Annotated in this window: 21 protein-coding genes and 2 pseudogenes; 6 read left to right on the forward strand and 17 right to left on the reverse strand. The window is 42.6% G+C overall.

All coding sequences use genetic code 11. The annotated features are described in order from the left end of the window. The first annotated feature begins 8 nt into the window (after positions 1 to 8). The 3 genes from K9E37_RS00895 to K9E37_RS00905 all read left to right on the forward strand — a co-directional run bounded on the left by K9E37_RS00895 (position 9) and on the right by K9E37_RS00905 (position 2,437). Positions 9 to 659: an HAD family hydrolase gene (locus K9E37_RS00895; RefSeq protein WP_248893383.1), complete on the forward strand. Its 651-nt coding sequence runs from the start codon at positions 9 to 11 to the stop codon at positions 657 to 659. A gap of 180 nt (positions 660 to 839) precedes the next feature. Further along, the gene (locus K9E37_RS00900) at positions 840 to 1,772 is read left to right on the forward strand and encodes a LysR family transcriptional regulator (protein ID WP_012914223.1); all 933 of its coding nucleotides are present in this window, start codon (positions 840 to 842) and stop codon (positions 1,770 to 1,772) included. A 215-nt stretch (positions 1,773 to 1,987) separates the two neighbouring features. Beyond that, positions 1,988 to 2,437: a Panacea domain-containing protein gene (locus K9E37_RS00905; RefSeq protein WP_004108773.1), complete on the forward strand. Its 450-nt coding sequence runs from the start codon at positions 1,988 to 1,990 to the stop codon at positions 2,435 to 2,437. Positions 2,438 to 2,818: 381 nt separating this feature from the next. Here K9E37_RS00905 and K9E37_RS00910 read toward each other — a convergent pair whose 3' ends face one another. The 3 genes from K9E37_RS00910 to lepA are packed head-to-tail and all read right to left on the reverse strand — an operon-like array spanning position 2,819 to position 6,531. Beyond that, positions 2,819 to 3,274, reverse strand: a complete 456-nt coding sequence (locus K9E37_RS00910; RefSeq protein ID WP_012914225.1) for a hypothetical protein — start codon at positions 3,272 to 3,274, stop codon at positions 2,819 to 2,821. A 57-nt stretch (positions 3,275 to 3,331) separates the two neighbouring features. Then, positions 3,332 to 4,654 carry a radical SAM family heme chaperone HemW gene (gene hemW / locus K9E37_RS00915; protein WP_004108768.1) on the reverse strand — a complete coding sequence of 441 codons (1,323 nt, stop codon included), beginning with the start codon at positions 4,652 to 4,654 and terminating at the stop codon, positions 3,332 to 3,334. After that, positions 4,651 to 6,531 (reverse strand): translation elongation factor 4, encoded by a 1,881-nt coding sequence (gene lepA, locus K9E37_RS00920; protein ID WP_012914227.1) that lies wholly within the window; start codon positions 6,529 to 6,531, stop codon positions 4,651 to 4,653. The genes hemW and lepA overlap by 4 nt, the downstream gene beginning before the upstream one ends. Before the next feature lie 262 nt (positions 6,532 to 6,793). On the opposite strand from lepA, the gene rpsT reads away from it, so the two are divergent. Then, on the forward strand, positions 6,794 to 7,054 hold the full coding sequence (gene rpsT / locus K9E37_RS00925) for a 30S ribosomal protein S20 (RefSeq protein ID WP_004106518.1): 261 nt from the start codon (positions 6,794 to 6,796) through the stop codon (positions 7,052 to 7,054). 97 nt (positions 7,055 to 7,151) lie between these two features. Here rpsT and K9E37_RS00930 read toward each other — a convergent pair whose 3' ends face one another. From K9E37_RS00930 to K9E37_RS00955, 6 genes and pseudogenes are all read right to left on the reverse strand, one after another. Next, positions 7,152 to 7,430, reverse strand: coding sequence for a hypothetical protein (locus K9E37_RS00930; protein ID WP_033888441.1), 279 nt, complete (start codon positions 7,428 to 7,430; stop codon positions 7,152 to 7,154). 1 nt (position 7,431) lies between these two features. Further along, positions 7,432 to 7,989, reverse strand: coding sequence for a hypothetical protein (locus K9E37_RS00935; protein WP_012914229.1), 558 nt, complete (start codon positions 7,987 to 7,989; stop codon positions 7,432 to 7,434). Between the two features lie 309 nt (positions 7,990 to 8,298). Then, positions 8,299 to 8,694 (reverse strand): annotated as a pseudogene (locus K9E37_RS00940) (transposase-like zinc-binding domain-containing protein); the annotation flags it as partial. A gap of 154 nt (positions 8,695 to 8,848) precedes the next feature. Further along, positions 8,849 to 9,562, reverse strand: a complete 714-nt coding sequence (locus K9E37_RS00945; RefSeq protein WP_041160500.1) for a trimeric intracellular cation channel family protein — start codon at positions 9,560 to 9,562, stop codon at positions 8,849 to 8,851. Positions 9,563 to 9,702: 140 nt separating this feature from the next. Then, positions 9,703 to 10,872, reverse strand: a complete 1,170-nt coding sequence (locus tag K9E37_RS00950; RefSeq protein WP_004108753.1) for a branched-chain amino acid aminotransferase — start codon at positions 10,870 to 10,872, stop codon at positions 9,703 to 9,705. A 245-nt stretch (positions 10,873 to 11,117) separates the two neighbouring features. Continuing rightward, entirely contained in the window at positions 11,118 to 11,741 is a 624-nt protein-coding gene (locus tag K9E37_RS00955) for a 50S ribosomal protein L25/general stress protein Ctc (protein WP_012914231.1), read from the reverse strand. Positions 11,742 to 12,067: 326 nt separating this feature from the next. Here K9E37_RS00955 and K9E37_RS00960 point away from each other — a divergent pair, with 326 nt between their 5' ends. Beyond that, the gene (locus K9E37_RS00960; protein WP_248893385.1) at positions 12,068 to 14,116 is read left to right on the forward strand and encodes an AMP-dependent synthetase/ligase; all 2,049 of its coding nucleotides are present in this window, start codon (positions 12,068 to 12,070) and stop codon (positions 14,114 to 14,116) included. A gap of 180 nt (positions 14,117 to 14,296) precedes the next feature. Here K9E37_RS00960 and era read toward each other — a convergent pair whose 3' ends face one another. The 6 genes from era to K9E37_RS00990 form a co-directional block, all read right to left on the reverse strand. After that, positions 14,297 to 15,292, reverse strand: a complete 996-nt coding sequence (gene era / locus K9E37_RS00965; protein ID WP_248893580.1) for a GTPase Era — start codon at positions 15,290 to 15,292, stop codon at positions 14,297 to 14,299. 70 nt (positions 15,293 to 15,362) lie between these two features. Continuing rightward, on the reverse strand, positions 15,363 to 16,862 hold the full coding sequence (locus K9E37_RS00970; RefSeq protein WP_248893388.1) for a hemolysin family protein: 1,500 nt from the start codon (positions 16,860 to 16,862) through the stop codon (positions 15,363 to 15,365). Positions 16,863 to 16,882: 20 nt separating this feature from the next. Continuing rightward, positions 16,883 to 17,449 (reverse strand): rRNA maturation RNase YbeY, encoded by a 567-nt coding sequence (gene ybeY / locus K9E37_RS00975; RefSeq protein ID WP_004108739.1) that lies wholly within the window; start codon positions 17,447 to 17,449, stop codon positions 16,883 to 16,885. A gap of 3 nt (positions 17,450 to 17,452) precedes the next feature. Beyond that, complete coding sequence (locus tag K9E37_RS00980) at positions 17,453 to 18,646, reverse strand: PhoH family protein (protein ID WP_004108736.1); 1,194 nt, start codon at positions 18,644 to 18,646, stop codon at positions 17,453 to 17,455. A 3-nt stretch (positions 18,647 to 18,649) separates the two neighbouring features. Then, entirely contained in the window at positions 18,650 to 19,012 is a 363-nt protein-coding gene (locus K9E37_RS00985) for a histidine triad nucleotide-binding protein (RefSeq protein ID WP_004106318.1), read from the reverse strand. Between the two features lie 113 nt (positions 19,013 to 19,125). Next, complete coding sequence (locus K9E37_RS00990) at positions 19,126 to 19,923, reverse strand: 16S rRNA (uracil(1498)-N(3))-methyltransferase (protein WP_076002905.1); 798 nt, start codon at positions 19,921 to 19,923, stop codon at positions 19,126 to 19,128. Positions 19,924 to 20,017: 94 nt separating this feature from the next. On the opposite strand from K9E37_RS00990, the gene K9E37_RS00995 reads away from it, so the two are divergent. After that, a complete protein-coding gene (locus tag K9E37_RS00995; RefSeq protein ID WP_248893390.1) occupies positions 20,018 to 21,103 on the forward strand; it encodes a succinate dehydrogenase/fumarate reductase iron-sulfur subunit in 1,086 nt (361 codons plus the stop codon). 1 nt (position 21,104) lies between these two features. Here the strand turns inward: K9E37_RS00995 and K9E37_RS01000 are convergent, their stop codons facing one another. After that, the gene (locus tag K9E37_RS01000; protein ID WP_102703147.1) at positions 21,105 to 21,908 is read right to left on the reverse strand and encodes an LOG family protein; all 804 of its coding nucleotides are present in this window, start codon (positions 21,906 to 21,908) and stop codon (positions 21,105 to 21,107) included. Between the two features lie 73 nt (positions 21,909 to 21,981). After that, a pseudogene (locus K9E37_RS01005) lies at positions 21,982 to 23,220 on the reverse strand (Na+/H+ antiporter NhaA); the annotation flags it as partial. Between the last annotated feature and the right edge of the window lie 137 nt (positions 23,221 to 23,357).

Consider the following 23,357-nt stretch of genomic DNA (forward strand, 5'->3'; position numbering starts at 1 on the left):
AGAAATAAATGACTAACGCACAAAATATTGAGATCCATGACGTCATGTTTGATTATTGCAAAGTTCTACTCGAATGGAATTGCCGAAACTGTTTGCAAAACCAGTTCCCGAATTTAGCTGATACTATTTGCCCTAATGGAAGCTTTGGAAAGAACGATTTAGCCGGGTTCTATGAATTTGAGGACCGCATGGATGGCGGCGAGCTTTTGAAAGATCTTATGCCTGAATACGAACGTCGCTTTGGAAGCGAACTTGCTGAAGCTTTCCGTTGGTATTGCGCTCATTATGACCAAGTTTTGACACGAATGATGCCTGGAATGGTTGATTTATTGCATGATTTACGTAAAGCTGGATACGGCGTATGGGGCTTAACAAATTGGTCTAAAGAAACTTTCCCACTTGCGTTACGCAAATTCCCAGAACTTTCTACTCTTTTGCAAGGAACCATTATTTCCGGTGTTGAGCATTTGCATAAGCCAGAACCGGAAATTTTTGAACTTGCTATAAGTAGATTTGGATTAAATCCGCAAACAACTGTTTTCTTCGACGATAAGCCAGCAAATATTGATGGAGCTCATAGAGTTGGCATGCATGGATTTGTTTTTACAACTGCAGAGCAAGCGCGTAAGGATTTAGCTTCAGTAGGAGTAAATCTTTAATAATTGCTTAAATATTTAGCTTATACTACTAAGATTATATATAAAACTATGGTTATGTGGAACTATGGTTATGACAACTAAGAATTAGGTTATGCCTATACCTTTTGCTAGATTCGTTAGCGGCTCATTTATGTGATTTTTGATGATTATCGTAACTTTTAGCTCACGAAAGAAGCTCGTATGACTTTGCTACAACTGAAGTATATTGTAAAAATCGTTGACTGCGGTTCAATGAATGAAGCAGCACGAGCACTATATATTTCACAACCAGCATTGAGCTCTTCTGTAAAAGAGCTTGAAAGAGAACTTAACATTGAAATTTTCACTAGATCCACTCAAGGAATTGCATTAACAGCTGATGGAGCTGAGTTTTTGACGTACGCTCGACAAGTAATTGAGCAGGCGGATCTTCTTGAAGAACGATACAAAAGTACGAAGCCTCGCCCACAATTATGCAGCGTTGCAACACAACACTACATGTTTGCTGTTGAAGCATTCGTCGATATGATTCGCAGTATTCATTCTAACGAATACGAGTTTTCAATTCGCGAGACGCGCACAAAAAATATCATTAAGCAAGTAAGCGATATGCGCGCAGACCTTGGAATTCTTTATCTTTCTGACTACAACAAGGATGTAATCGGCAAGCTGCTTCGTGAAAAACATTTGGAATTCCACCCGCTTTTCCGAGCAAAATTGCATGTTTTTCTTTCTAGAAATAATCCGCTTGCAGTGCGAAAAAGCTTGAGTTTGGAAGATTTGAAACCGTATCCTTTTATTCAATACGAACAGGGAGAAGAAGGAAGTTTCTTCTTCGCAGAAGAAGCGGTTTGGCCTACTCGCCCACCGAAAAAGATCAACGTTTCTGACCGCGCTACCATTTTAAACTTTATTATTGGGTTGAATGGTTACACTGTTTGCACTGGAATAGATAACGGCGATTTAAACAATGAAAAAATTGTCACTATTCCGCTTGAATGTGATGACACTATGCTTGTTGGCTGGATTACCAACGAGCGCACGAAGCTTTCAAGAGCTTCACTCGCTTATCTTACGCAACTTAAATCTGTGCTTGTAAGACATGGTTACGCGCTTATAGATTCACGAAATTAGTTTATTAACTTACTCGCTTATTAACTTATTGCATGTTGAACTATTAAATGATTAGTTCGCAAAACAACAATCAAATAAGTTGAACTTGCAAAATAACACAAACTAAAAAATAACTCATAATACAAGTTGTCCACATTTCTTTAATCGAATTGACGCTCACTTTTTCCATTCATAAAATCGCTATTAATTTGTTGCAAAGAAAAAGGAGATGCGTGATGGGCATTATTAATGTAGCGGCAAAAATATTGGAAATTATGGGACCAATGACAACTATGAAGCTGCAGAAGCTTGTGTATTATTCTCAAGCGCACAGCTTAGCTACAACTGGATTGTCACTATTTCCGGAAGATTTTGAAGCTTGGACGAACGGTCCGGTTTCATTGGAACTATTTAACAGGCATCGAGGAAGATTCACAATTCGCAAAGAAGAACTACTGATTTCTCTTCCAGAAAGATGCGCAACTTTAGAATATGAGCAGGTCAAGATTATAGAGGAAGTGTGCGCAAAACTTGGAAATCTTACAGGAAATCAGCTCAGCGAAAGAACGCATAAAGAAGATCCGTGGATTCGCGCGAGAATCGGCATATCTGCAAATCAAGGCAGCGAGGAAATAATTTCCAAGAAGTCAATGCACGACTACTACATTAAGCATCCTATTGTGTAAATGCGCGAATGTCCGAAGAGCGCCAACTAGAGACCGTAACGCAGTATGCGCTCGCGCGCTTTGGCCGAGCTTGAAATCAACAGGATTTCAAGCTCTTTCAAAGCGTGATTTGGCTCAATTGTGAAGCACGGTGTGCTTCACATGCCAAATCAGCCGAACGGCTACCAATAGCCGTGAGGAATAAGCGCTCGCTTACGAAACTCGCGTTGGAAGTCCACTGGACTTCCAACTTAAGCGAGTTTCCGCTCCGAGTTGCTTTCGCGCGCTACGCTCTAAGCGCGAAAGCAGGTCGGAGCGCACACAAACAATTAAGGCGAGCACGTTGTTATTAGCAAGTGCCCACCTTAATCATTAAAAAACATTCTTATTTTATAAGTACATCTAAATCGCAGTGCCGTGCTCGTCAAGGCGCGGATTCTGCCTAGAATTACTAAAGCTAAAGAACAAGCCAAACACGCCTAATGCAAACAAAACGGAAACTACCACAACAAGCACAATAGGCTGGCTAGGAAGCCACATAATCACCAAGAAAGCAAGCGCGGAAAGCAAAATCACAGCCCAGGAAAACACTCCGACAACTTTACGAACAACATTCCAAGTATCATCGCCCAACTGAGATCGCTTAACATTGCGAGCCAGTCTCTCCTCCTCAGCTGTCACGTTAGAAGTTGGCTTCCAAGGACCAGTTCCCCTCTCTTGAAGTCTTCTAGAGCGTTCTTGTAAATTGTATTCGTCAATCATGCCTCCGCGAGCGCGACCTTTTGTTTCATCATATTGAGAAGGAATCCCCTTGCGGCTCTGCCTTTCCTTCGCGCGACGCTCTTTGCGGTTTGCCATGATTGTTCCTTTCTACATTGAATTTTCGTATATCAAGCATTTATGACACAATACGCACTATTTTAGCACGGTAAGGCCTTCTTCACACGCGTCGACAATTCTTTCTATTAATAAATCGTTGAGCAGCCTACCTTTGCGTGTTGCGATAATGCGATTTTCGTGCAACACTGCCAAATCTTCCTTACACACTTCGCGTAACACTTTTTGCAAATGCGAATCATCGAACACCTTATTAGTTTCGCGCATCTTTTCGCACAATTGCAAAATATTAAGACCTTCTTTAATGCGAAGCCCAAGCATTACTTCTTCAATAAGCGCATCTTCAGCATTTATACACTCGTAGTTTTGCCACGGCACATTTCCAAGATTTATAGCATGCGCCCATCGTTTTGGGTGCAAAATATCCCATGAGCGAAGGTTATAAAACTCGTTTGGATTAGCTAAAGAAGCACTATCATCCATGCTTTGTTTACTAATACGATTGGCAGCATTGTAGTGCGAATGTGCTCCAGGACCAATTCCAGCCCAATCAATATTTCGCCAGTAGCCAAGATTATGTTGAGATTCAAAACCCGGACGCGCCCAATTAGAAATCTCGTACCATTGTAATCCAGCAGAGTTAAAAAGTTCGTCTGCCAACTCGTATTTTTGAGCTTCATCATCGTCGTTTGGCGCTTGAATAGTGCCAGCAGCGATTTGACGACCCATTTTTGTGCGCGGCTCTACCGTTAGCGCATATGCAGAAATATGGTTAACACCTAGGCTTAAAGCCATTTCTACTGACTCTCGCCAATCGTCTAGACTCTCTCCCGGAGCGCCATAAATCAAGTCAACACTTGAACGCAAACCACATGCGTTTGCTGCTTTTACACCGCGAGTTACGTTTTCTGGAGTATGCGTGCGGTCAAGAGTTTTAAGAACATGCGGCACTGCTGATTGCATTCCGAAAGATATTCGCGTAAATCCGCCTTCTGCAAGCGTTTCAATATACTTTTCGTCTGCAGTATCCGGATTTGCTTCAGTAGTTATTTCCGCGTCTTTATTAAACCCCCACAAGTTGCGTATTTCTTGCAAAATTCGCACTAAATCTTGCGCTTTAAGAACTGTTGGAGTGCCTCCACCGAAGAAAACAGATTGCGCTTTAGGTTCGAAAATTCCGTGATATTCCTGCCATTTTTTTACAAGACGCATCTCTTGAATCGCAACATCCGCATAACCTTCGCGACTTGCACCTTCACCCAAATCGCGAGCAGTATACGTGTTAAAATCGCAATAACCGCAGCGGCGCAAGCAAAACGGCACGTGCACGTACACTTCAAAAGGCATACTTTCAGTTTGCATAGCTGATTTATTTAATTCAGCATCCAACTCTAAACTCATCCTTCAGACTTTTGCGCTGCGCGAATCTTATCTTTAGTATCGCGATCGTTTGCGCTCTCGTCTGTAGCCAAAGCCGCAACGAATGCTTCCTGCGGAACTTCAACATGTCCGAGCATCTTCATGCGCTTCTTACCAGCCTTCTGCTTTTCAAGAAGCTTACGTTTACGCGTAATATCGCCGCCGTAGCATTTAGCGAGCACGTCTTTTCGAAGAGCGCTAATAGTTTCACGAGCAATAATTCTAGAGCCAATTGCAGCCTGAATTGGAATTTCAAACTGCTGACGAGGAATAAGTCCACGAAGCTTCTTAGTCATCATAACGCCGTAAGAATAAGCCTTATCTCGGTGCACAATCGCACTAAAAGCGTCAACCTTATCTCCCTGAATAAGAATATCAACTTTCACTAAATCGGCAGCTTGCTCGCCATCTTCGTGGTAGTCAAGAGAAGCATAGCCTTTTGTGCGGCTTTTAAGCTGATCAAAGAAGTCAAAAACGATTTCTGCAAGAGGAATCCTGTAATGCATTTCCACGCGGTCTGCACTAATGTATTCCATTGTGCCCATTTCTCCGCGATGATCCTGGCACAAATCCATTACAGCACCAATAAATTCTTTCGGCGTAATAATATCTGCAGCAACCATTGGCTCAATAATGCGCTTAATCTTGCCTTCTGGAAACTCGCTAGGATTTGTTACGTGATGTTCTTTACCATCTTCGCTAGTGACGTCATAAGTTACGTTAGGAGCAGTGGAAATAAGATCCAAGCCAAACTCGCGGCTTAAGCGCTCTGAAACAATCTCCATGTGTAGAAGACCTAAGAATCCACAACGGAAACCAAAGCCCAACGCAACAGACGTTTCTGGCTCGTAAATAAGAGCTGCATCATTAAGTTTTAGCTTGTCGAGAGCATCTCGAAGATCTGGGAATTGAGCGTTATCAATTGGGAAAAGACCTGCGTAAACCATAGGTTTAGGGTCGCGGTAGCCATCCAAAGGCTCAGATGCAGGATTTACGGCGCTAGTAATAGTGTCGCCGACTTTAGATTGACTCACGTCTTTTGCGCCTGTAATTACGTAACCTACTTCCCCAGCTCCAAGCGCCTTTGTTGGAGTCATATCTGGGCTAATAACGCCGATTTCAATAGGATCGTGCGTCATGCCGATTCCCATCATATGCAATTTTTCGCGCGACTTAAGTTCGCCATCAACCATACGAATATAGGTGACAATTCCGCGATACGAATCATATACTGAATCAAAAATGAGCGCGCGAGCAGGAGAATCAGGATTTCCGCTTGGGGCTGGAACTTCCAGCACAATTTGATCAAGTAAGTCTTTAACACCTTCGCCGGTTTTACCAGAAACGCGCAACACGTCCTCCGGCTTGCAACCAATTAATCCAGCTATTTCTTCAGCATGCTTGTCTGGCTCTGCGCTTGGCAAGTCGATTTTGTTAAGCACAGGAATAATCGTCAAATTGTGGTCGATTGCCATATAAAGATTAGAAAGCGTTTGCGCTTCAATGCCCTGAGTTGCGTCAACAAGCAGCACCGCACCTTCGCATGCTGCCAGCGCGCGTGAAACCTCGTAAGTAAAATCGACGTGACCAGGAGTATCAATCATGCCAAGCGAATACTCTTTGCCTTCAAAAGTCCACGGCACTCGAACAGCCTGAGATTTAATAGTAATACCGCGCTCTTGCTCAATATCCATGCGATCCAAGAAACGGTCTCGCATTTCACGCTCTGGCACGATTCCTGAAAGTTGTAAAATGCGGTCAGCTACAGTAGACTTGCCGTGATCGATATGCGCAATAATGCAGAAATTGCGTATCAACGATTGATCCGTAAATCCTGGCTGGTTATGCGGTGTAATCAAGGCAAATATCTCCTTTTAAGAATGCGAATACATGAAAACATGCAAACATAAATCAAGCACTATAACTAATCAATATTAGCAAATCTACTACCTTAGCGTAAAGTGCAAAATACGAAAGTTATTTATTAAATAGCATATTCAATAAGTTTTTAATTAAACCAACAATAACAAATTAATTATATAAACTACTATATTTATCTAATAAGCATGATACACTTATCATTTGTATGTCCTTATATAGCAAACGTCGTTTGGAGTAACAGTGGCAAACATTAAGTCGCAGAAAAAGCGTGTTCTCACTAACGAGAAAGCACATAAGCGTAACGTAGCAGTAAAGTCTGCTTTGAAGACTGCTATTCGTGCTACTCGTGAAGCCATCACCGCTGGTGATAAGGCTGCAGCGCAGGCCGCTTTCGCAGTAGCCGCTAAGAAGCTTGACAAGGCTGCAGGTCGTGGCGTGATTCATAAGAATCAGGCTGCAAACCGCAAGTCTGGTCTTGCTGTAGCGATTAACGCTCTGTGAAGTTTGTGCAGGTAACTGCATAACACAGCATGTAAGGAAAATCCCCAGTACCAATCGGTGCTGGGGATTATTTATATCACTCTATCGGCAACGTAATTTAGACGATATACGCCAATACGAGTACCACTACGAGTATAACTGCCACGGCAGCAGCAAACACCACGTAATCCATCGGCTTCACATGGTGATGCTGCAACAATGCATGGCATACAAACGCTGCGATCAGCAAGATTACCCCTGAAATAGCATTGGCATACCAAGGTAAATGATTGATGCACGAGAAAACAACACTCGTCAGCCAAATGGTAGCAAACGAAGCAAGCCATGACCGATGCCCTGTTGTGGCATGCTTCTTCGAAATAGTTGCATCATCCATATTAACACCCCAATGCTGCTGTCAAAGTGCCACCTGCAGCGCTACAAGCTATATCAGCCGAAACACCAGCAATTGGTGACGCCAATCCAGAAATACCAAGTGATAATGGAGTACAAACTGTTGCATCCCATAAAACATTCCATCCCACACCAATCCATTTAGGAATACAATGATGTTTCTTTCCACCACGTTCTAAAGCTGTCTCTAAGGAAACAGTAGGAGCAATCCTATGAAGAACTTTGCTATAACCAAAATCAACATGCTGCCCGTCATGAACTGTTAAATTGATAGTTGCTATAGTATGATTTGTTGCATCTCTCCAAGTAGCTATATTATTCTTTACTACGATAGTATCACCAGCTAGCGTATGCACATTCAATCCTTGTCCAGATACTGGAACAATTGAACGTCGACCATCTGGAGAACGCAATCCTCTCATTTCAGACTTAAAATTCCCATATTGTGATGTTGATTGAACTGCAAAAGATGGAGTTGCAAACACCATACTTCCAAGTAATGATGCTGCAGCTATTAACAATGAACTAACTTTCTTCATCATAAGATGACCTCTCTAATATTGGCCTTATCAATTAGTGAGTAAGCGTATTCCAGTAAACAGCATGTTGGCCAAACATGTGGTGAGCGATTCACGTTGTTATGCTCACAAGGCGATAATATAATACTTGATTGATAGAAACGCCGTCATAATCAGGTAAGCGGCAAAAGTGTGTCTGTAAACGTGTTTATTCAGGCGTGTCGTTAGTGTAGTGTTCCTTTTCTAATTGATATATCTGGGTAGTAATCTGCCCTACATAAGTCAAAGCTTGTATCGAAACCCGAAGACCCAATTGATTGCTGGTCATCAATAATTTTCTTTGTTACACCATTGCAAAGCAATAACTTTACCCTTGCTTGCCGCGGTTAATAAACACCACCCGTATGGAAGGTATGTTCCATCGATTTGAACATAGTCATAAATTTCGCCTGTCTCGGGTAATTCTGGTTTAACATTCCAATACCATTCAATCCGATATCGCCATGTTCTATCAGAACCACTAGGACAGGCTTCACATTGAGTCTGGTTTCCCATAATCCAATGAATGAATTTATCAAATTGTGCTACATGTGTAATATCTTCACGTTTCCTTGTAAAAGACATTCCACATGCAGTACATCTCCAACGGATAGCACCTTTACGTGTTCTACCATTTCTCTTCATTGAATGAGAGCATATTGGGCAGCGTTTACTACTTAATCTAGGCATGTATTAAGCACATCGCACGCCTTATACCTCTATTTGTTTTCAATGTCAAGTAATACTAAATGTTAAGCTTTTTAGCTTAATGACAGCGAGCTTCCCTTGGTATTTCAACGAAAACTCGGGTTTTTAGACACACTTTTTTGCCGCTTACCCAATATTAACGATGACGACGATTATTAATACGACGAATACGAGGACGTCTAACCTTAATAGGTTCCGTGCGGTTCATTGCTCCAAATAAAGTTAAATCTAGTTTCACAGACAACAAACGCATTGCAACAACAAGAGCAACAATAAGGACATCAAGCAATATTTCAACAGTTAAACCAAAATAACCTGCATGCCTTGCTTTTACAACAAAAACGGTTAGTACACATCCCACTGAAGCAGGGAAAGCGTACCAATGCTTATCCCGCACAATAACAGGAACTTGGTTCAAAATCATGTCGCGAATCAAACCGCCTCCTAAAGCAGTTGCCATTCCTAAAAATACTGAAGCCATACCAGACATGTGGAAATCCAAGCCTTTTGCTGTGCCATTCACCGCAAACAAACCCAATGCCAAAGCATCAAGCGTAAGCATAAGCCAACGCCATTTATCAATCTCAGGGTGAGCAACAGCCACAATAACACCAGAAAGCAAACCTGTAATAACAAAACCACGATCAGCAATACCAACAGGCGGCAATGCTCCAAGCAACACATCACGAACAATACCGCCACCCAATGCAGTTATCCAAGACGTAGTAATAATCGCAAAAACATCATAATTCTTACGAATAGCCCACATGCCGCCAACCATGCCACAACATCCCATAGCAACATACTCAACTATAAGAAAAAAGATGTTATCCCCTAACGCACCTTCCAAAGCATTTCCCTTCAAATAAATTCACCAAAACACTGCGCGCATAACAAACAAACGCGTTGTACTCTATACGATATCTAAATATAGAGTACAACGCGCCATAAGCAACATTAGATTAGATAATATTAACTAACTTATATAAATCAGTCGCAAACTTTCCACATCCAGTTATGCTTATCTTCGACATCACCGAGTTGAATGCCAAGTAACTCATCGCGCAAAGCCTGAGTCAACTCACCAACACCACCATCGGCAACCTTAAGATCGAATTCATCGGACTTAAAGCGACCAATTGGCGTAATGATTGCAGCAGTACCGCAAGCAAAGACTTCAGTAACCTCGCCAGAACGAATGTCGTCAAGCAACCCTTGAAGAGGAATCATGGTTTCAACAACCTTATGTCCTGCTTCCTCAGCAAGCTGAATCAAAGAACGACGCGTAACGCCAGGAAGAATACTGCCAGTAAGAGATGGAGTTTCCAAATGGCCATCCTTGTGGAGTGCGAACATATTCATGCCACCAAGCTCTTCCAAATAAGTCTTAGTTGCAGCATCGACGAAGCACACCTGCTCGCAACCGTGCTCAATACCCTTGTATTCACCAAGCAAGGAAGCAGCGTAATTTCCACCGCACTTAGCAAAACCAGTACCACCAGGACCAGTACGGAACCACTGATCTTCAACCCAAATGCTAACAGGCTTCAAACCACCCTTGAAGTATGGGCCGGATGGAGAAGCGATAACACAGTATTCAACTTCGTGAGCTTCGCGCACACCGAGGAACGGCTCGGAAGCAAACATGAATGGACGCATGTAAAGCGTATACTCTCGACGGCTCGGAACCCATTGCTTATCTCGCTTTACCAAGGCTGCAACCGATCCAATAAAATCATCAATAGAGAGTTCCGGCAAATACAAACGCTTAGCAGAATTTTGGAAACGAGCAGCATTAATATCTGGGCGGAAAAGCCAAATAGAGCCGTCGGCGCGCTTATAAGCCTTCAAACCTTCAAAGCACTCCTGAGCATAGTGCAACACAGATGCACCTGGATCCATTTTCAATGGACCATAAGGCTCTACACGACGATCAGACCATCCTTCGCCTTTAGTCCAAGACATATGAACCATATTGTCGGAGAAAATCTGACCGAAAGCAGGCTTATCAATAAGTTCGTTGCGCTTTGCGTCCGAAACTGGATTATCATTCGGCAGAACTTCAAAGTTGCCAGCCAATTTGTTCAACAGAGTTGTATCGCTATGATCATAAGACTCATAAGCGTCAGAAAACTCTGGAGCTACTTCTAAATCAGCCATTATGTCTCTTTTCTATGTGGATTATTTCTACTTGCCTTTTACCGCAATTAACGTATAGAATAATACGATTCTTGTTTTTCGCAAAACTTACACGCCAAAATTTTTCAAAAAATATTTCAAGAAATACGCTTTAAACTAAAATTTATTTAGCAAATTCATTGATTTATACAAAAAGCCGCATAAGAACTGACTTATGCGGCTTAAAATTTTAAACTATTTTATAAGTTATAAGTGAATACGTTAACTTACTTTTCTTCTGCAGCAGGAGCAGCAGCTGGAGCGGCGGCAGCAGCATCTGCAGCAGGAGCAGCAGCTTCGGCTGTAGCAGCATCTTCAGGAACAGTGACGCTCACAACGGATTCTTCGCCATCCATATCGAGCTCAACACCCTCAGGAAGCTTGACATCCTTAGCAAACACCTTGATGCCGTCGGTCAAACCATCAACGTTAACAACCAAACGCTCTGGCAAGTTAGCAACGTCTGCGCGAACCTTGAGCTCCTGGACATCCACGAATGCAACTGCAGCACCCTTTGGAGTGCCTTCAACGAAGACTGGAACTTCAACGTCAATCTTTTCGCCAGCCTTAACTTCGTAGAAGTCAATGTGTTCTACAATGCGCTTAACAGGGTTACGCTGAACATCCTTAACAACTGCAATGCGAGATTCCTTGCCAAACTTAATAGTGAACAAAGCATTAGCGTGACGCAAAGCCAAAGTGGTTTCGCGCATTGGAAGAGTAACATGCACTGGTTCAGCACCGCCAGCATAAAGGCTTGCTGGAATCAGCTTAGCTACGCGCAAACGACGAGCAACACCCTTACCAAACTCAGTGCGCAATTCGCCTTCAAGAGTAATTTTTGTAGCCATATCGGTCTCCTTATGGTCTGGATAGTTTAGTTTGTTAATCCAGCTTCAGGCGCACCGACGCGCCGAAAACCATAAGAGGCTATCAGCCCAGTCGATAACGGAACTCTGCCACAAAGCTAGCGGCATATTCCCTCGCCAAAGCAACTTTGCTATTCTAACGACAGGCTACGACTTATGGCAAATACAAAATTATTACTAATCAAATCGAATATAACTGCTACTTGAGCATACGAACGATTATTATAGTTAATAGTATGCAAGTGCATAGCATGATACTATGATGTGCGCTTAATCCGCAAGCCGTTTGGCATAATGAAGGAGCAAATGTGTCCGTTTTTAATGCACTCCAACAGCAAGCGTTTAATCTTGCCCGTAAAGCATTGCGTATTGGCAGTAACTTCGCGCACCCAGTCAGCGATGACCGTGCAGGCGAACCAGACTACCTTAATACGGATCAAGAAAACACAAATACTTTACTTTCACAAAAGCAACGCCTTCCACACGTAGAAGAGTGGGGCGCGCAAATGCCAACAACGACGTTTATCGATCCGGAAACAGGCTTGCTGACCACAAAAACCGAAAGCGCAGCACCTCTTGACGAAGGCACAAGCATTTATGACTTATATGCAGATCGCGCAGCACGTATGGGTGACGATCCGCTTTACACTTATAAAGAAAACGATAAGTGGGTCACAAAAACAGCTAATCAGTTCCTTCAAGAAGTACGCGATGCTGCAAAAGGTTTGATGCACTACGGATTGCGCAAAGGCGACGCCGTTGCCCTTATGTGCAAAACATCATATGAGTGGGACGTCACCGACGCAGCAGTTATGGCTTGTGGTGGTGTTCTTGCAACTATTTATGACACGGATTCAGCTGAGCAAATTCGCAATATTGTGAATAATTCCGACTCGCGTTTCCTTATTGTTGAAACAACTGACATGCGAGATAAAGCTGATGGAGCTATTGAAGAATGCCCAAGCTTGGAACACATTATTTGCATTGAAACAGGCGGTTTAGCAGAACTTCAAGCTTTCGGATACGCTGTTAGCGATGAGGAACTAGATGCTCGCATTGATTCTGTAAAGAAAACAGACTTGTGCTCTATTGTTTACACTTCTGGTTCCACAGCTGCACCTAAAGGCGTGGAAATGACTCACGAACACTATTGCACTACAGCGTTGAATTTGCCTGTTTACTTGCCAAATTTGCTTAGCGAAAAAGACGGTTCTGTGCTTTTGTTCCTTCCTCAAGCACACTCTTTTGCAAGAGCAATTAACTATATTGTTGTTGCAAGTACGTTGCGCATTTATATTGCTCAAGGTATTCCTACTTTGATTTCTGATTTGCAAGTTGCAAAACCTACGGTTATGATCGTTGTCCCTCGAGTTCTTGAGAAGGTTTATAACGCAGCTTCGCAGAAGGCTGGTCACGGTGCTAAAGGCTTGGCTTTCCAGGGTGCTGTTGTGACGGCTCAACAGTATATGAAGGAAGTTCAGGAATTTGGTGATGCTAAAGCTCTTACTAAAGCTCGCCGCACTGCTTACGATCCGCTTGTTTATCGTCCACTTCGCCAAGCTCTTGGCGGTCGCGCACGCTGGATTGTTGCAGGTGGAGCTCCTCTAGATCCTGAATTGCTTTCATTCTTCCGCGGAGCAGGAGTTCCTGTCTACGAAGGTTATGGTCTTACAGAAACTACTGCACCATGCGCGTTTACTCCTATTGGAGTTCCATTCCGAGAAGGTTCTGTTGGCATTGCATTCCCAGCTTTTACTTTGCGAATCGCATCCGACGGCGAAGTTCAAATTAAAGGCACTTGCGTATTCCATAAGTATCACAAAAACGATGAAGCAACAGAAACTTCATTTACTAAAGATGGATGGTATGCAACAGGCGATTTGGGACGAATTGACGACGATGGCATGCTTTATATTACCGGACGTAAGAAGGATTTGATCATTACTGCTGGCGGTAAGAATGTTGCTCCTGGACCTATTGAAGAGATGATTAAGAGATGCGAACTTGTGTCTCAAGCTCTCGTTCTTGGAGATAAGCGTCCGTTTATTTCTGCACTTGTTACTTTAGACGAAGAAACTTTACGAAATTGGCTTAAACTCAAGGGTCTTGACGCTACTATGAGCATGGAAGAGGCTGCTAATAATGCTGTCGTTCGTGCTGAAGTGCAAAAATTTATAGATCTTGCCAACGAAGGCGTGTCACGCGCAGAATCTGTGCGAAAGTTCATTATTTTGCCAGAAGAGTTTACGCAAGAAAACGGCTTAATGACTGCGTCTATGAAGATTATTCGTCCACGAGTTATTAAGCGCTACACTACTTTACTTAATACACAAATGTATACGACGCGCAAAAAGTAGTTTGTTTAAATTAACTTAACTAAGTGCATATCGCAAAACCGCGGCTTAACTTGTTTTATTCAACTTGCTCGCCGCGGCTTTGCATTAATTTACGACAATTTTGTGCAAACACATTAGGCTTAAGGCACAATAAAATTAAGTAATTGTCCAATAATATCGAAATAAGCAAAATATGCTCTACTAGAACCCTAAACGCTCAAGCTTCTTAGGGTCGCTCTGCCATCCTTTTGCAACTTTCACATGCAATTCAAGCACAGCTTTTGTTCCAGTAATACGATTTACCGCCGTGCGCAAACGCTTCTTTATGCGCACTAAATGCTCCGCACGATGACCAATAATAATCGGCTTTTGAGAATCACGCTCAACATAAACAGATACAAGCACATGCGCTTTATTGTCATCATATTGAGTATCTTCGCCATCCCCCGGATACACAATATCGTCAACTACAACAGCTAAAGAATGAGGCAACTCGTCGTCCAACTCTTCCAAAAATGCGCCGCGAATAAGCTCCGAAATCATGCTTTCTGGGCTTTCCTCACTAAGCTGATCCGCCGGATACATTTGCGGACCTTCCGGCAAGTTCTGAATCAAAACATTCTTAACTTCGTCAACATTGTCGCGTTCCAACGCACTCACAGGCACAATATCCGTAAAATCGGCAAACTGCTGAATTTGAAGCAAATGCGCAACTAACTCGCTGCGGCTAAGCGTATCGATTTTCGTAACAATACCGATAAGCGGAACTTTCCAAGTCCAATTGCCCTTCTCATCTTTTTTAGCAAAATCAGAACGAAGTCGACTCAGAATTCGCCTATCCCCAGGACCAATCTCCTGGTCTGCTGGAAGCAAAAATGCAATCGCGTCAACATCTGCAAGCGACTCGTCAACAATATCGTTCAAACGCTGACCAAGAAGCGTACGAGGACGGTGAATACCAGGAGTATCAACCAACACCATTTGTGCATTATCGGTAGTAACAATCCCTCGAATAGCTTTACGCGTAGTTTCCGGACGAGACGACGCAATAGCAATTTGCGTACCAATAAGAGCATTCATAAGCGTAGACTTACCAACGTTTGGTCTACCAACTACAGCTACGAAACCGGAACGATAACCGTGAAAATCAGGAGTAGAAATCGTTGCGCAAGTTGAAGCGTCTAGATTTGCAAACATCTCGTCGTCAAAGTCATCAGTATCGTCAAAGTTGTTAATATTATTCACGTTATTCTTACCGTCCAGTTCTTTATTTCAGCATATTCGTTTGTTTCATAGTACTAGCTTGCTTCAAAGCATTGGTTTGTTTGCTTTCAGCAGATTTTTCGGAAGAGCTAATGTCATTTTGATTATCCTTAGACTCTTCCAAAACTTGCGCATCTCGTTCTACTAAAATAGTAGATACTTTCTTTCGCCTACCAGCTGAATCTACAGCAGTTAATTTTAGTCCTCTTGTAACAGCACTGGAACCAACAATCGGCACATTACCAATCAACTTCGTAAGCAAACCAAACACAGTATCCACATCGTCTTCGTCAATATGAACTTCAAAAATATCTTCCAAATCTGCGATTGACGTTCGAGCAGGCATCTTCCACACGCCGTCACGTATTTCTTCCGGATCTGCATGCTGAGTGCGATCGTGCTCATCTTCCAACTCGCCAACAATTTGCTCAATAGCATCCTCAATAGTAACCAAGCCTGCAATACCGCCGTATTCGTCAACCACTACCGCCACATGCTGGCGAATTCGTTGCATTTCATGGAATAAATCGTCAACCGGCTTCGACTCAGGAACAAGCATAGGGTCTCGGCTAATTGTTTCAACTGCTCTAGAAGATGCTGCAGGATTAAACACAGTAGCGCGTACAGCATCCTTCAAATAAGCAACACCTACTAAATCATCTACAGAATCTCCAATGACGGGAACTCGAGAAAATCCTGAGCGAGAGCATAATTTAAGGAAATTTTCCAGCGTTTCGTCGCTTTTTACGCAAATCATATCGGTTCTAGGTACCATTATTTCGCGAGTCAAAGTATCTGAAAGCGTGAGCACATTGCGCATCATTTCCGAAACTTCCGGATCGAAATCATTCGCTTCAACAAGTCGGTCAATACTAGCCTTTGCTTGATCCAGCTGAATATCTTCCAAAGCTTCATCATCTGACGGATCAACATGCTTTTTCCTAGAAGTGACGTCAACATCGCTAGCAATATGCACTAAAGGATTAATCGCAATAGCAATAGACACAATGCGAGAAAGCCGCATCAACTTTGCTACAGGTTGAGCCGCACCAACCGAACGTGGGCGAACAAGAATAGAAATCACAGCTACAACTACTGAAACAACAACACCAATAATAAGAGTTACCCATAAAGGCGAGCCGAAAAATGCAGCTAAAGAAGCAAACAAAACTCCATCTAAAACGTTACATAGCACACGCACAAAAGCGCATGCTCCAGAAGTTGTATAACGGTCAGCAATCAGTTTTTTTACACGATGGATTCTAGCAATTCGACGCATACGCACTATGGCACTAGTTTCATCATCATGCGTTTGCGCTTCAATCATAAGATTATTTAAGCTTGCACGAGTAACTCTAGGCACTGCACCTTCTGCAGCAGCCATCGCAAGCGAAAGCCATACAAGCAGCATTGCCAGCACAAGCAATGCGGCTAAACCAATCCAGACATGCAACGGCAATTGCGGAACTGATATGCTAGAAAATATTCGTTTAATATATTCCATAATTATGCTCTTAATGCGCTTTAATGCTGTTTTTTATTTTTATTTTTATTTTTGACGCTACTCGCTTCATGCTCAGCATCGTAACGCTCAAGCTCGTTTATTGCACCTTCCGGCAACGTAGCATCATACAATTCTCCAGATCGAGCAGCGAAAAAAGTAAGCATTAGTTGACGTTGCAAACCAAACATTTGCTTTTCTTCTTCCGGAGTAGTGTGATCATAGCCAAGCAAATGCAAAATACCGTGAATAGTTAGCAACAACATTTCTTCCATAGTACTGTGCCCAGCTGCGAGCGCCTGCTGTTGAGCAACCCACGGGCAAATCACCAAGTCTCCAAGCATTCCTTCAGAAACTTTTTCATCGCTTCCAGGAGTAAGCTCGTCCATTGGAAAACTCATAACATCCGTTGGGCCTTCTAGGTTCATCCAACGTTCATGCAAACAGGCAATTGGCTCTGGATCAACAAAAGTAATCGATAAATCCGAATGCGTACTTACTTTCATTTGTTGAAGAACCCACATTCCAAGATCTGAGAAGATTTTAGCGTCAATATTCCACACTGTTTCATTCATGACTTCAATGCTCATGATTTATCTGTTATTCCTCTCAGTAGATTCTTTAGTACGTTCACGTTTTTTACGCTCAAGCATTGCATCGTAATTTTCGTATGCTTCCACAATACGACCAACCAAAGCATGACGCACAACGTCTTCTGCTTGCAAATGCACAAAAGCAATATCTTTAACTTCGCCCAAAATCTTCTCAATAGAAACAAGACCAGAACGCACAACTGCTAAATCAACCTGCGTACTATCTCCTGTAATCACCATGGTTGTATTAAAACCGAGTCGAGTTAGGAACATTTTTAATTGCTGAACAGTCGCATTTTGCGCTTCATCAAGAATAACAAAAGCATCGTTTAATGTGCGACCTCGCATATAAGCAAGAGGAGCAACTTCAACAACATTCTCGTCAAGATAGCGTTTTAATTGTGCAGATCCAAGCATATCAGAAAGTGCATCATAGAGTGGACGCAAATATGGATCAACCTTATCGTTTAAAGTACCAGGCAAGAATCCTAAGTTTTCGCCAGCTTCAACAGCAGGACGAGTAAGAACAATTCTGCGGACTCTTCCATCTTCCAATGCACGAACAGCTTTAGCAACTGCTAAATACGTTTTTCCAGTACCAGCAGGACCAATTCCAAACGTTACAATATTGCAATCCATTGCTTGCACATACGCTGTTTGACCAGCAGTTTTTGCGCGAACAGGATTTCCTCCAGCAAACGTAATCACGCCTTTACTCATTCGAGCTCTTCTGCTCATAGCACGGCGATGAGCTTCTTCACTAGAAGGCAACAGCTCACTTGAATCTCTTGAAAACTCATTTTCAGCGCGCGAAACAGAATTATTAATTGCATACGACGAAGAAATAATACTATTCCCAAGCACTCCACCATCATGACCGATACGGTTTATACGCACATTGTGTTCATCGTTATGCAAAATATCACGCTCAAGCATGCGTCTTACTTCGTACGCATCCATAGGTTGCTCGTAAGCTGCATCAATCATGCGCCTAAACGCATACTCAGCTTTAGCTGCATCTTCATCTGCTCTAGCTGAACGAGCAACAATTTGAACATCTTTGCCTCGCACAGTAATATCTGCTTCTGGAAAAGCATGTTCTACTTCACGCAAACCAGCATCTGCAGCACCTAAAACTGCAACCGAGCTTAATTCGCTAGGAATTTGCACAAAACGCGTAGTACTTTTCGTCACGGTTTACAAGCTACCTTCTACAAGTTTTTCGCCAGTCAATACGTGAGCATGAACATGAAACACTGTTTGACCAGCATCAATACCAGTATTAAATACGAGTCGATAATCACCGTTGAATTCATCATCAGCAATTTTTTGCGCAACACCAGCAATATGAGCCAAAGTTTCAGGAGCCTTACTAGCAAGCTCAGCAACATTCTTATAGTGATTGCGCGGCACAATCAGCACATGCACTTTTGCTTGCGGATTAATATCTTTAAAAGCAACTACCGAATCGTCTTCATAAACTCTGCTGCTCGGTATTTCTCCAGCAACAATTTTACAAAAAATGCAATCAGCATCAGTATTGTAAGTGATATCACTCATGGTTTCTCCCCTATTTGCTACTAAATGAAATCAACGCCAAAAGCCAAAAAGCAATCGACATGCTTCTTACTATTTTACACAATTATGAGCACTTTTAGATACAATTTATGCGATTATTCGTAACGTCCTAAAGCGCGCGAAAGAAGAGAAAGAGCTACAGGACCTGCAGTAGATGCGCGAAGAATATTGCTACCTAAAACACAGCTTTTAGCACCAGCATCAATAAACATTGACACTTCGTCATCACTAATACCACCTTCTGGCCCAACTAAAACGTAAACAGTGCGCTCTTTACCATCCTCCAAACAGCGCTCGCTAAGAGTATTTACTGCTTGCTCTATTTGATTCCAGCAATCAGTTGCGTCTTGATGCAATACAATTACGAGATTTCCGTAAACGCACGCACGCCTACATATTGCAACTATTTGCTTGCTTGAAACACATTCTTGAAGTTCAGGCATCCATGCTCGGCGCGATTGCTCTGTAGCAGACTGTAAAACTTGGCTCCAACGCTTATCTGTGCGACCAGGTTTCCACTTTGCAATTGAACGATCCGCACACCAAGGGATTACTTCATCCACGCCAATTTGCGTAGCCATATCAATTGCTTGCTCATCGTGCCCTGTTTTTGCCAAAGCTTGAACAAGCGCAAGTCTAGTCGTGCGAGGAGCTTCCCTAGTAAATGCTTCTACACGGACTAAGCCGTTTTCGGCATCCGTCACCTTTGCGTGAATGCGCAAGCCTTTGCCGTCAGAAAGTTGCAAAGCATCGCCTTCTGATAACCGCATGGCGGATATAGCGTGACGTTTTACTTGAGATGGAAGCGCAATCGTCCACCCTTCTTCGATTCCTTCTGCAAGCACAGGAGCATTATCGTGATTAGTATCAAGCAAAAATAAAGCGTCAGTCATAGTTCAAGCCTAACGTGAGGATGCGCCAAGTACTAAAAAATGTTTCTGTGCAAGTATTGTGGCAAACTAGAACAGTACGTATTGGAGGTTTGCAATGAGTAATGAGCTTGGTGATAACACTGCGCTTGTTACTTTGCGTATTTCACGTTTTACTCCATTTGATAAATCTGAAGATGATTCAAACAGTAAACAGACAGAGCGCAAGCGCAGAGAAAGTCCTTTTGCGCGCAGAAAGCGCAGTAACCCTTTCGCAAAACTAGATTCTTCAAAAAATAACATAAATAATTCTTCCGAATCTAGTGAATCCAGAATATCTAGTGAATCCGGTGAACCTTACAAATCTTCTCCAAAACGAATTCAAGGTAAGCATTGGGTTCAAGATTACAGTTTACGCGTTCATTCTACTGACACTATTCTTGACTGTTTACTGACTATTAAACGCACAATCGACCCAACTTTAGCTTTCCGCTACTCATGCGGTCACGGCGTTTGCGGTTCCGACGCTGCAAACGTAAATGGCATGCCAACATTACTATGCAGTGCAACTATTGGTGCAAACGCACGTCCTGAAAGCACAAATAGCGTGCAATCTCGAGGCTTTAGAAAAACTGGCACTACTAGCAGCTCCTCACAGTCGACAAAATCGCCAACTCTACAGCAAAAATCTAAAGAGACTACCACTTTGCAAAATGGCACTTTTGGTGTTATTGAGCTTGCTCCACTTTCAGGATTTGCAGTTCAGCGAGATCTTATTTGCGATATTTCGCCTATGATTTCGCAAATAAAACGCTTAGAACCTTATTTGCAAGCATCTAACGTTTCTACGAGAAATATTGAAGGGAAACTCCAGCTTATTGAGTTTTTGCAACATCCTGAGGAACTTAAAAAATTTGAGCTTTTGAGCAATTGCATTATGTGCGGTGCTTGCGAAGGAATTTGCCCAATTTATGCAGGCGGAGAAGCCTTTATTGGGCCTGCAGCATTGGTTAACGCGGCTCGTTTTATTTACGATTCCAGAGACAACGCAACAGAGCATCGCCTTGATCTAATAGACAGCAGTGACGGTATTAACGCATGCCAGTCAGTTAGAGCATGTTCAAGACAGTGCCCTCGCGGAATTGATATTGGCGAAGAAATTTGGCAGCTTACAACGCTTGTAAACGAGCGCAAAAACTCTTAGATTATTCAATTCCAGATGCTATGCGCACCGCCTCTATTGGGTCGTCTGTAACAGCAAACAAGTGCGGATCGAGTGAAGAAATAAAACCTCGTTGAGTTACTGTAGACTTCAGCCAGTCAATCAAACCATTCCAGTACGAAGTACCGAAAAGAACAACAGGCACGCGCGCAACCTTATGCGTTTGCACTAAAGTCAAAGCTTCAAACATTTCATCCATTGTGCCAAAACCGCCAGGGCACACAATAATTCCAGAAGAATACTTCATAAACATTGTTTTACGCACGAAAAAATACCGAAATTGCATGCCAAGATTAATCCATTTATTCAAACCCTGCTCATGAGGAAGCTCAATCCCCAATCCTACAGACGTACCACCAGCTTCTGCAGCACCACGGTTTGCAGCTTCCATAATTCCAGGACCGCCACCTGTAATAACAGCAAAACCACGTATTGCAAGCTCTGAACCCATAGTACGAGCTAAAGAATACTCAGAATCATCTTCTTTTATTCGAGCAGAACCAAAAATACTAACAGCTTTACCTAACGATGCAAGCGCGTCAAAACCATCAACAAACTCAGCTTGAATACGAAGCGCACGCCACGGATCCGCACTACGCCAATCCCATCTTTTATCTACTTCTACACCAACTCCAGAAACAAGCTGCTGATTGTTATCGTTACGAAGAAGCGTCTCTGTAGTGCTCTCCTTAGGAATCATAGAACCGCGCATCACAACAGAACCACGATGATACGTGTTATTCCAAGGTGAAACATCTACTGAAAAATCCTCTTTACTATTAGACATAATTACTCCATTAGAAACTTACTTGCAAAGATGTTAAGAATAATAATTGAAATTAGTCTTCAACTTCATCTAATTCTTCTTCCATATGCTTTGATTGCATAGAAAGTAAGAATCCAGAAACTCCTGCAGCAATAATAGAAGCAACAAGAACACCAAAACGTGCTTCAGCAGACAAATCTGCGTCAGAATACGCAAGAGAAGCAATAAGAAGAGAAACAGTGAAACCAATTCCACAGGCACATGCTGTAGGCATTAAGTCTACTACTCGAAGACCATCAGGAACTTTCAAGCCCAGAACACGCTTTGATATCCAAGCAGTTACCATAATTCCAACAGGTTTACCAACAACAAGAGCAATAGTGATAGCAATCAAAATTGGCGAGAAGAACAACTCCCAAGTCAATGTTTCAAAATGCACTCCTGTAGCAAAAAGAGCGAAAATTGGAAGAGCCAGCAGCGCAGAAACAGGCTGAATTTTTTCACGATAGCGTTCAGCACGAAGCGTTTGTTCACCATGAACTAAATGCGCCGGAGTTAGCAAACCCACCATTACTCCAGCTAAAGTTGGATGCACACCAGCTTCATACATCATAATCCATGCCATAATTCCTACTATTACAACCAACGGCCACGGAACACGCTTTAAACGCACTAAAGTAGTCCAAACCAAACCACAAGCAACTACTCCAGCAAACCAATACCATGCGTTAAGAGACGAGAAGAACACAGCAATAAGTGCTATTCCAAGCAAATCGTCTACTGTAGCAAGAGTCATAAGAAATGCGCGCAAAGCATGTGGCAAAGTTTTTGCAAATAAAGCAAGAACAGCAAGAGAGAAAGCTATATCCGTTGCCGTAGGTATTGCCCACCCGTCACGAACCATATCAAGCGAAGGTAAAGCGCCAGAAGTAAGACGCATAATCTCCTGCCCGGCATGCAATTCAGAAAATACAGTTACTGTAGCAACAAACAGTAAAGGAGGCACAATCATTCCACCAACAGCACAAATCATTGGCATTGCAGCTGCACGAGGATCAGAAAGCGAACCAGCAATAAGTTCGTGTTTTAAATCTAAACCAACTGACAGGAAGAAAATAGTAAGCACGCCGTCTTGCACCCAATGGCCAATTGACATATGTATATTCGTCCACGGAATGCCTACATGAGTATGCGATATAGCTTCAAATATTGGCGCTGTTAAAGGAATGTTTGCAAGCAATAAGCCAGTAAGAGCAAAACCAAGCATAATTAATCCAGAAATTCGCTCATTATTTGCAATATTGCAAGCTATTCTCCAACTGCGTCGTATCATATTGTAAATATTTCCTCCACTAAATGCATTTATAGCATTTATAGCGTTTATACGTTTATAACGTTTTATAGTGCAAAATATGTGATTCGCACTTTTAAGTATAACTGAGAGGCATAAACCGAGCGAGTTGCATACGA

Origin of the sequence: Gardnerella swidsinskii, assembly GCF_023277705.1 — a bacterium.
Taxonomy (GTDB): domain Bacteria; phylum Actinomycetota; class Actinomycetes; order Actinomycetales; family Bifidobacteriaceae; genus Bifidobacterium; species Bifidobacterium swidsinskii.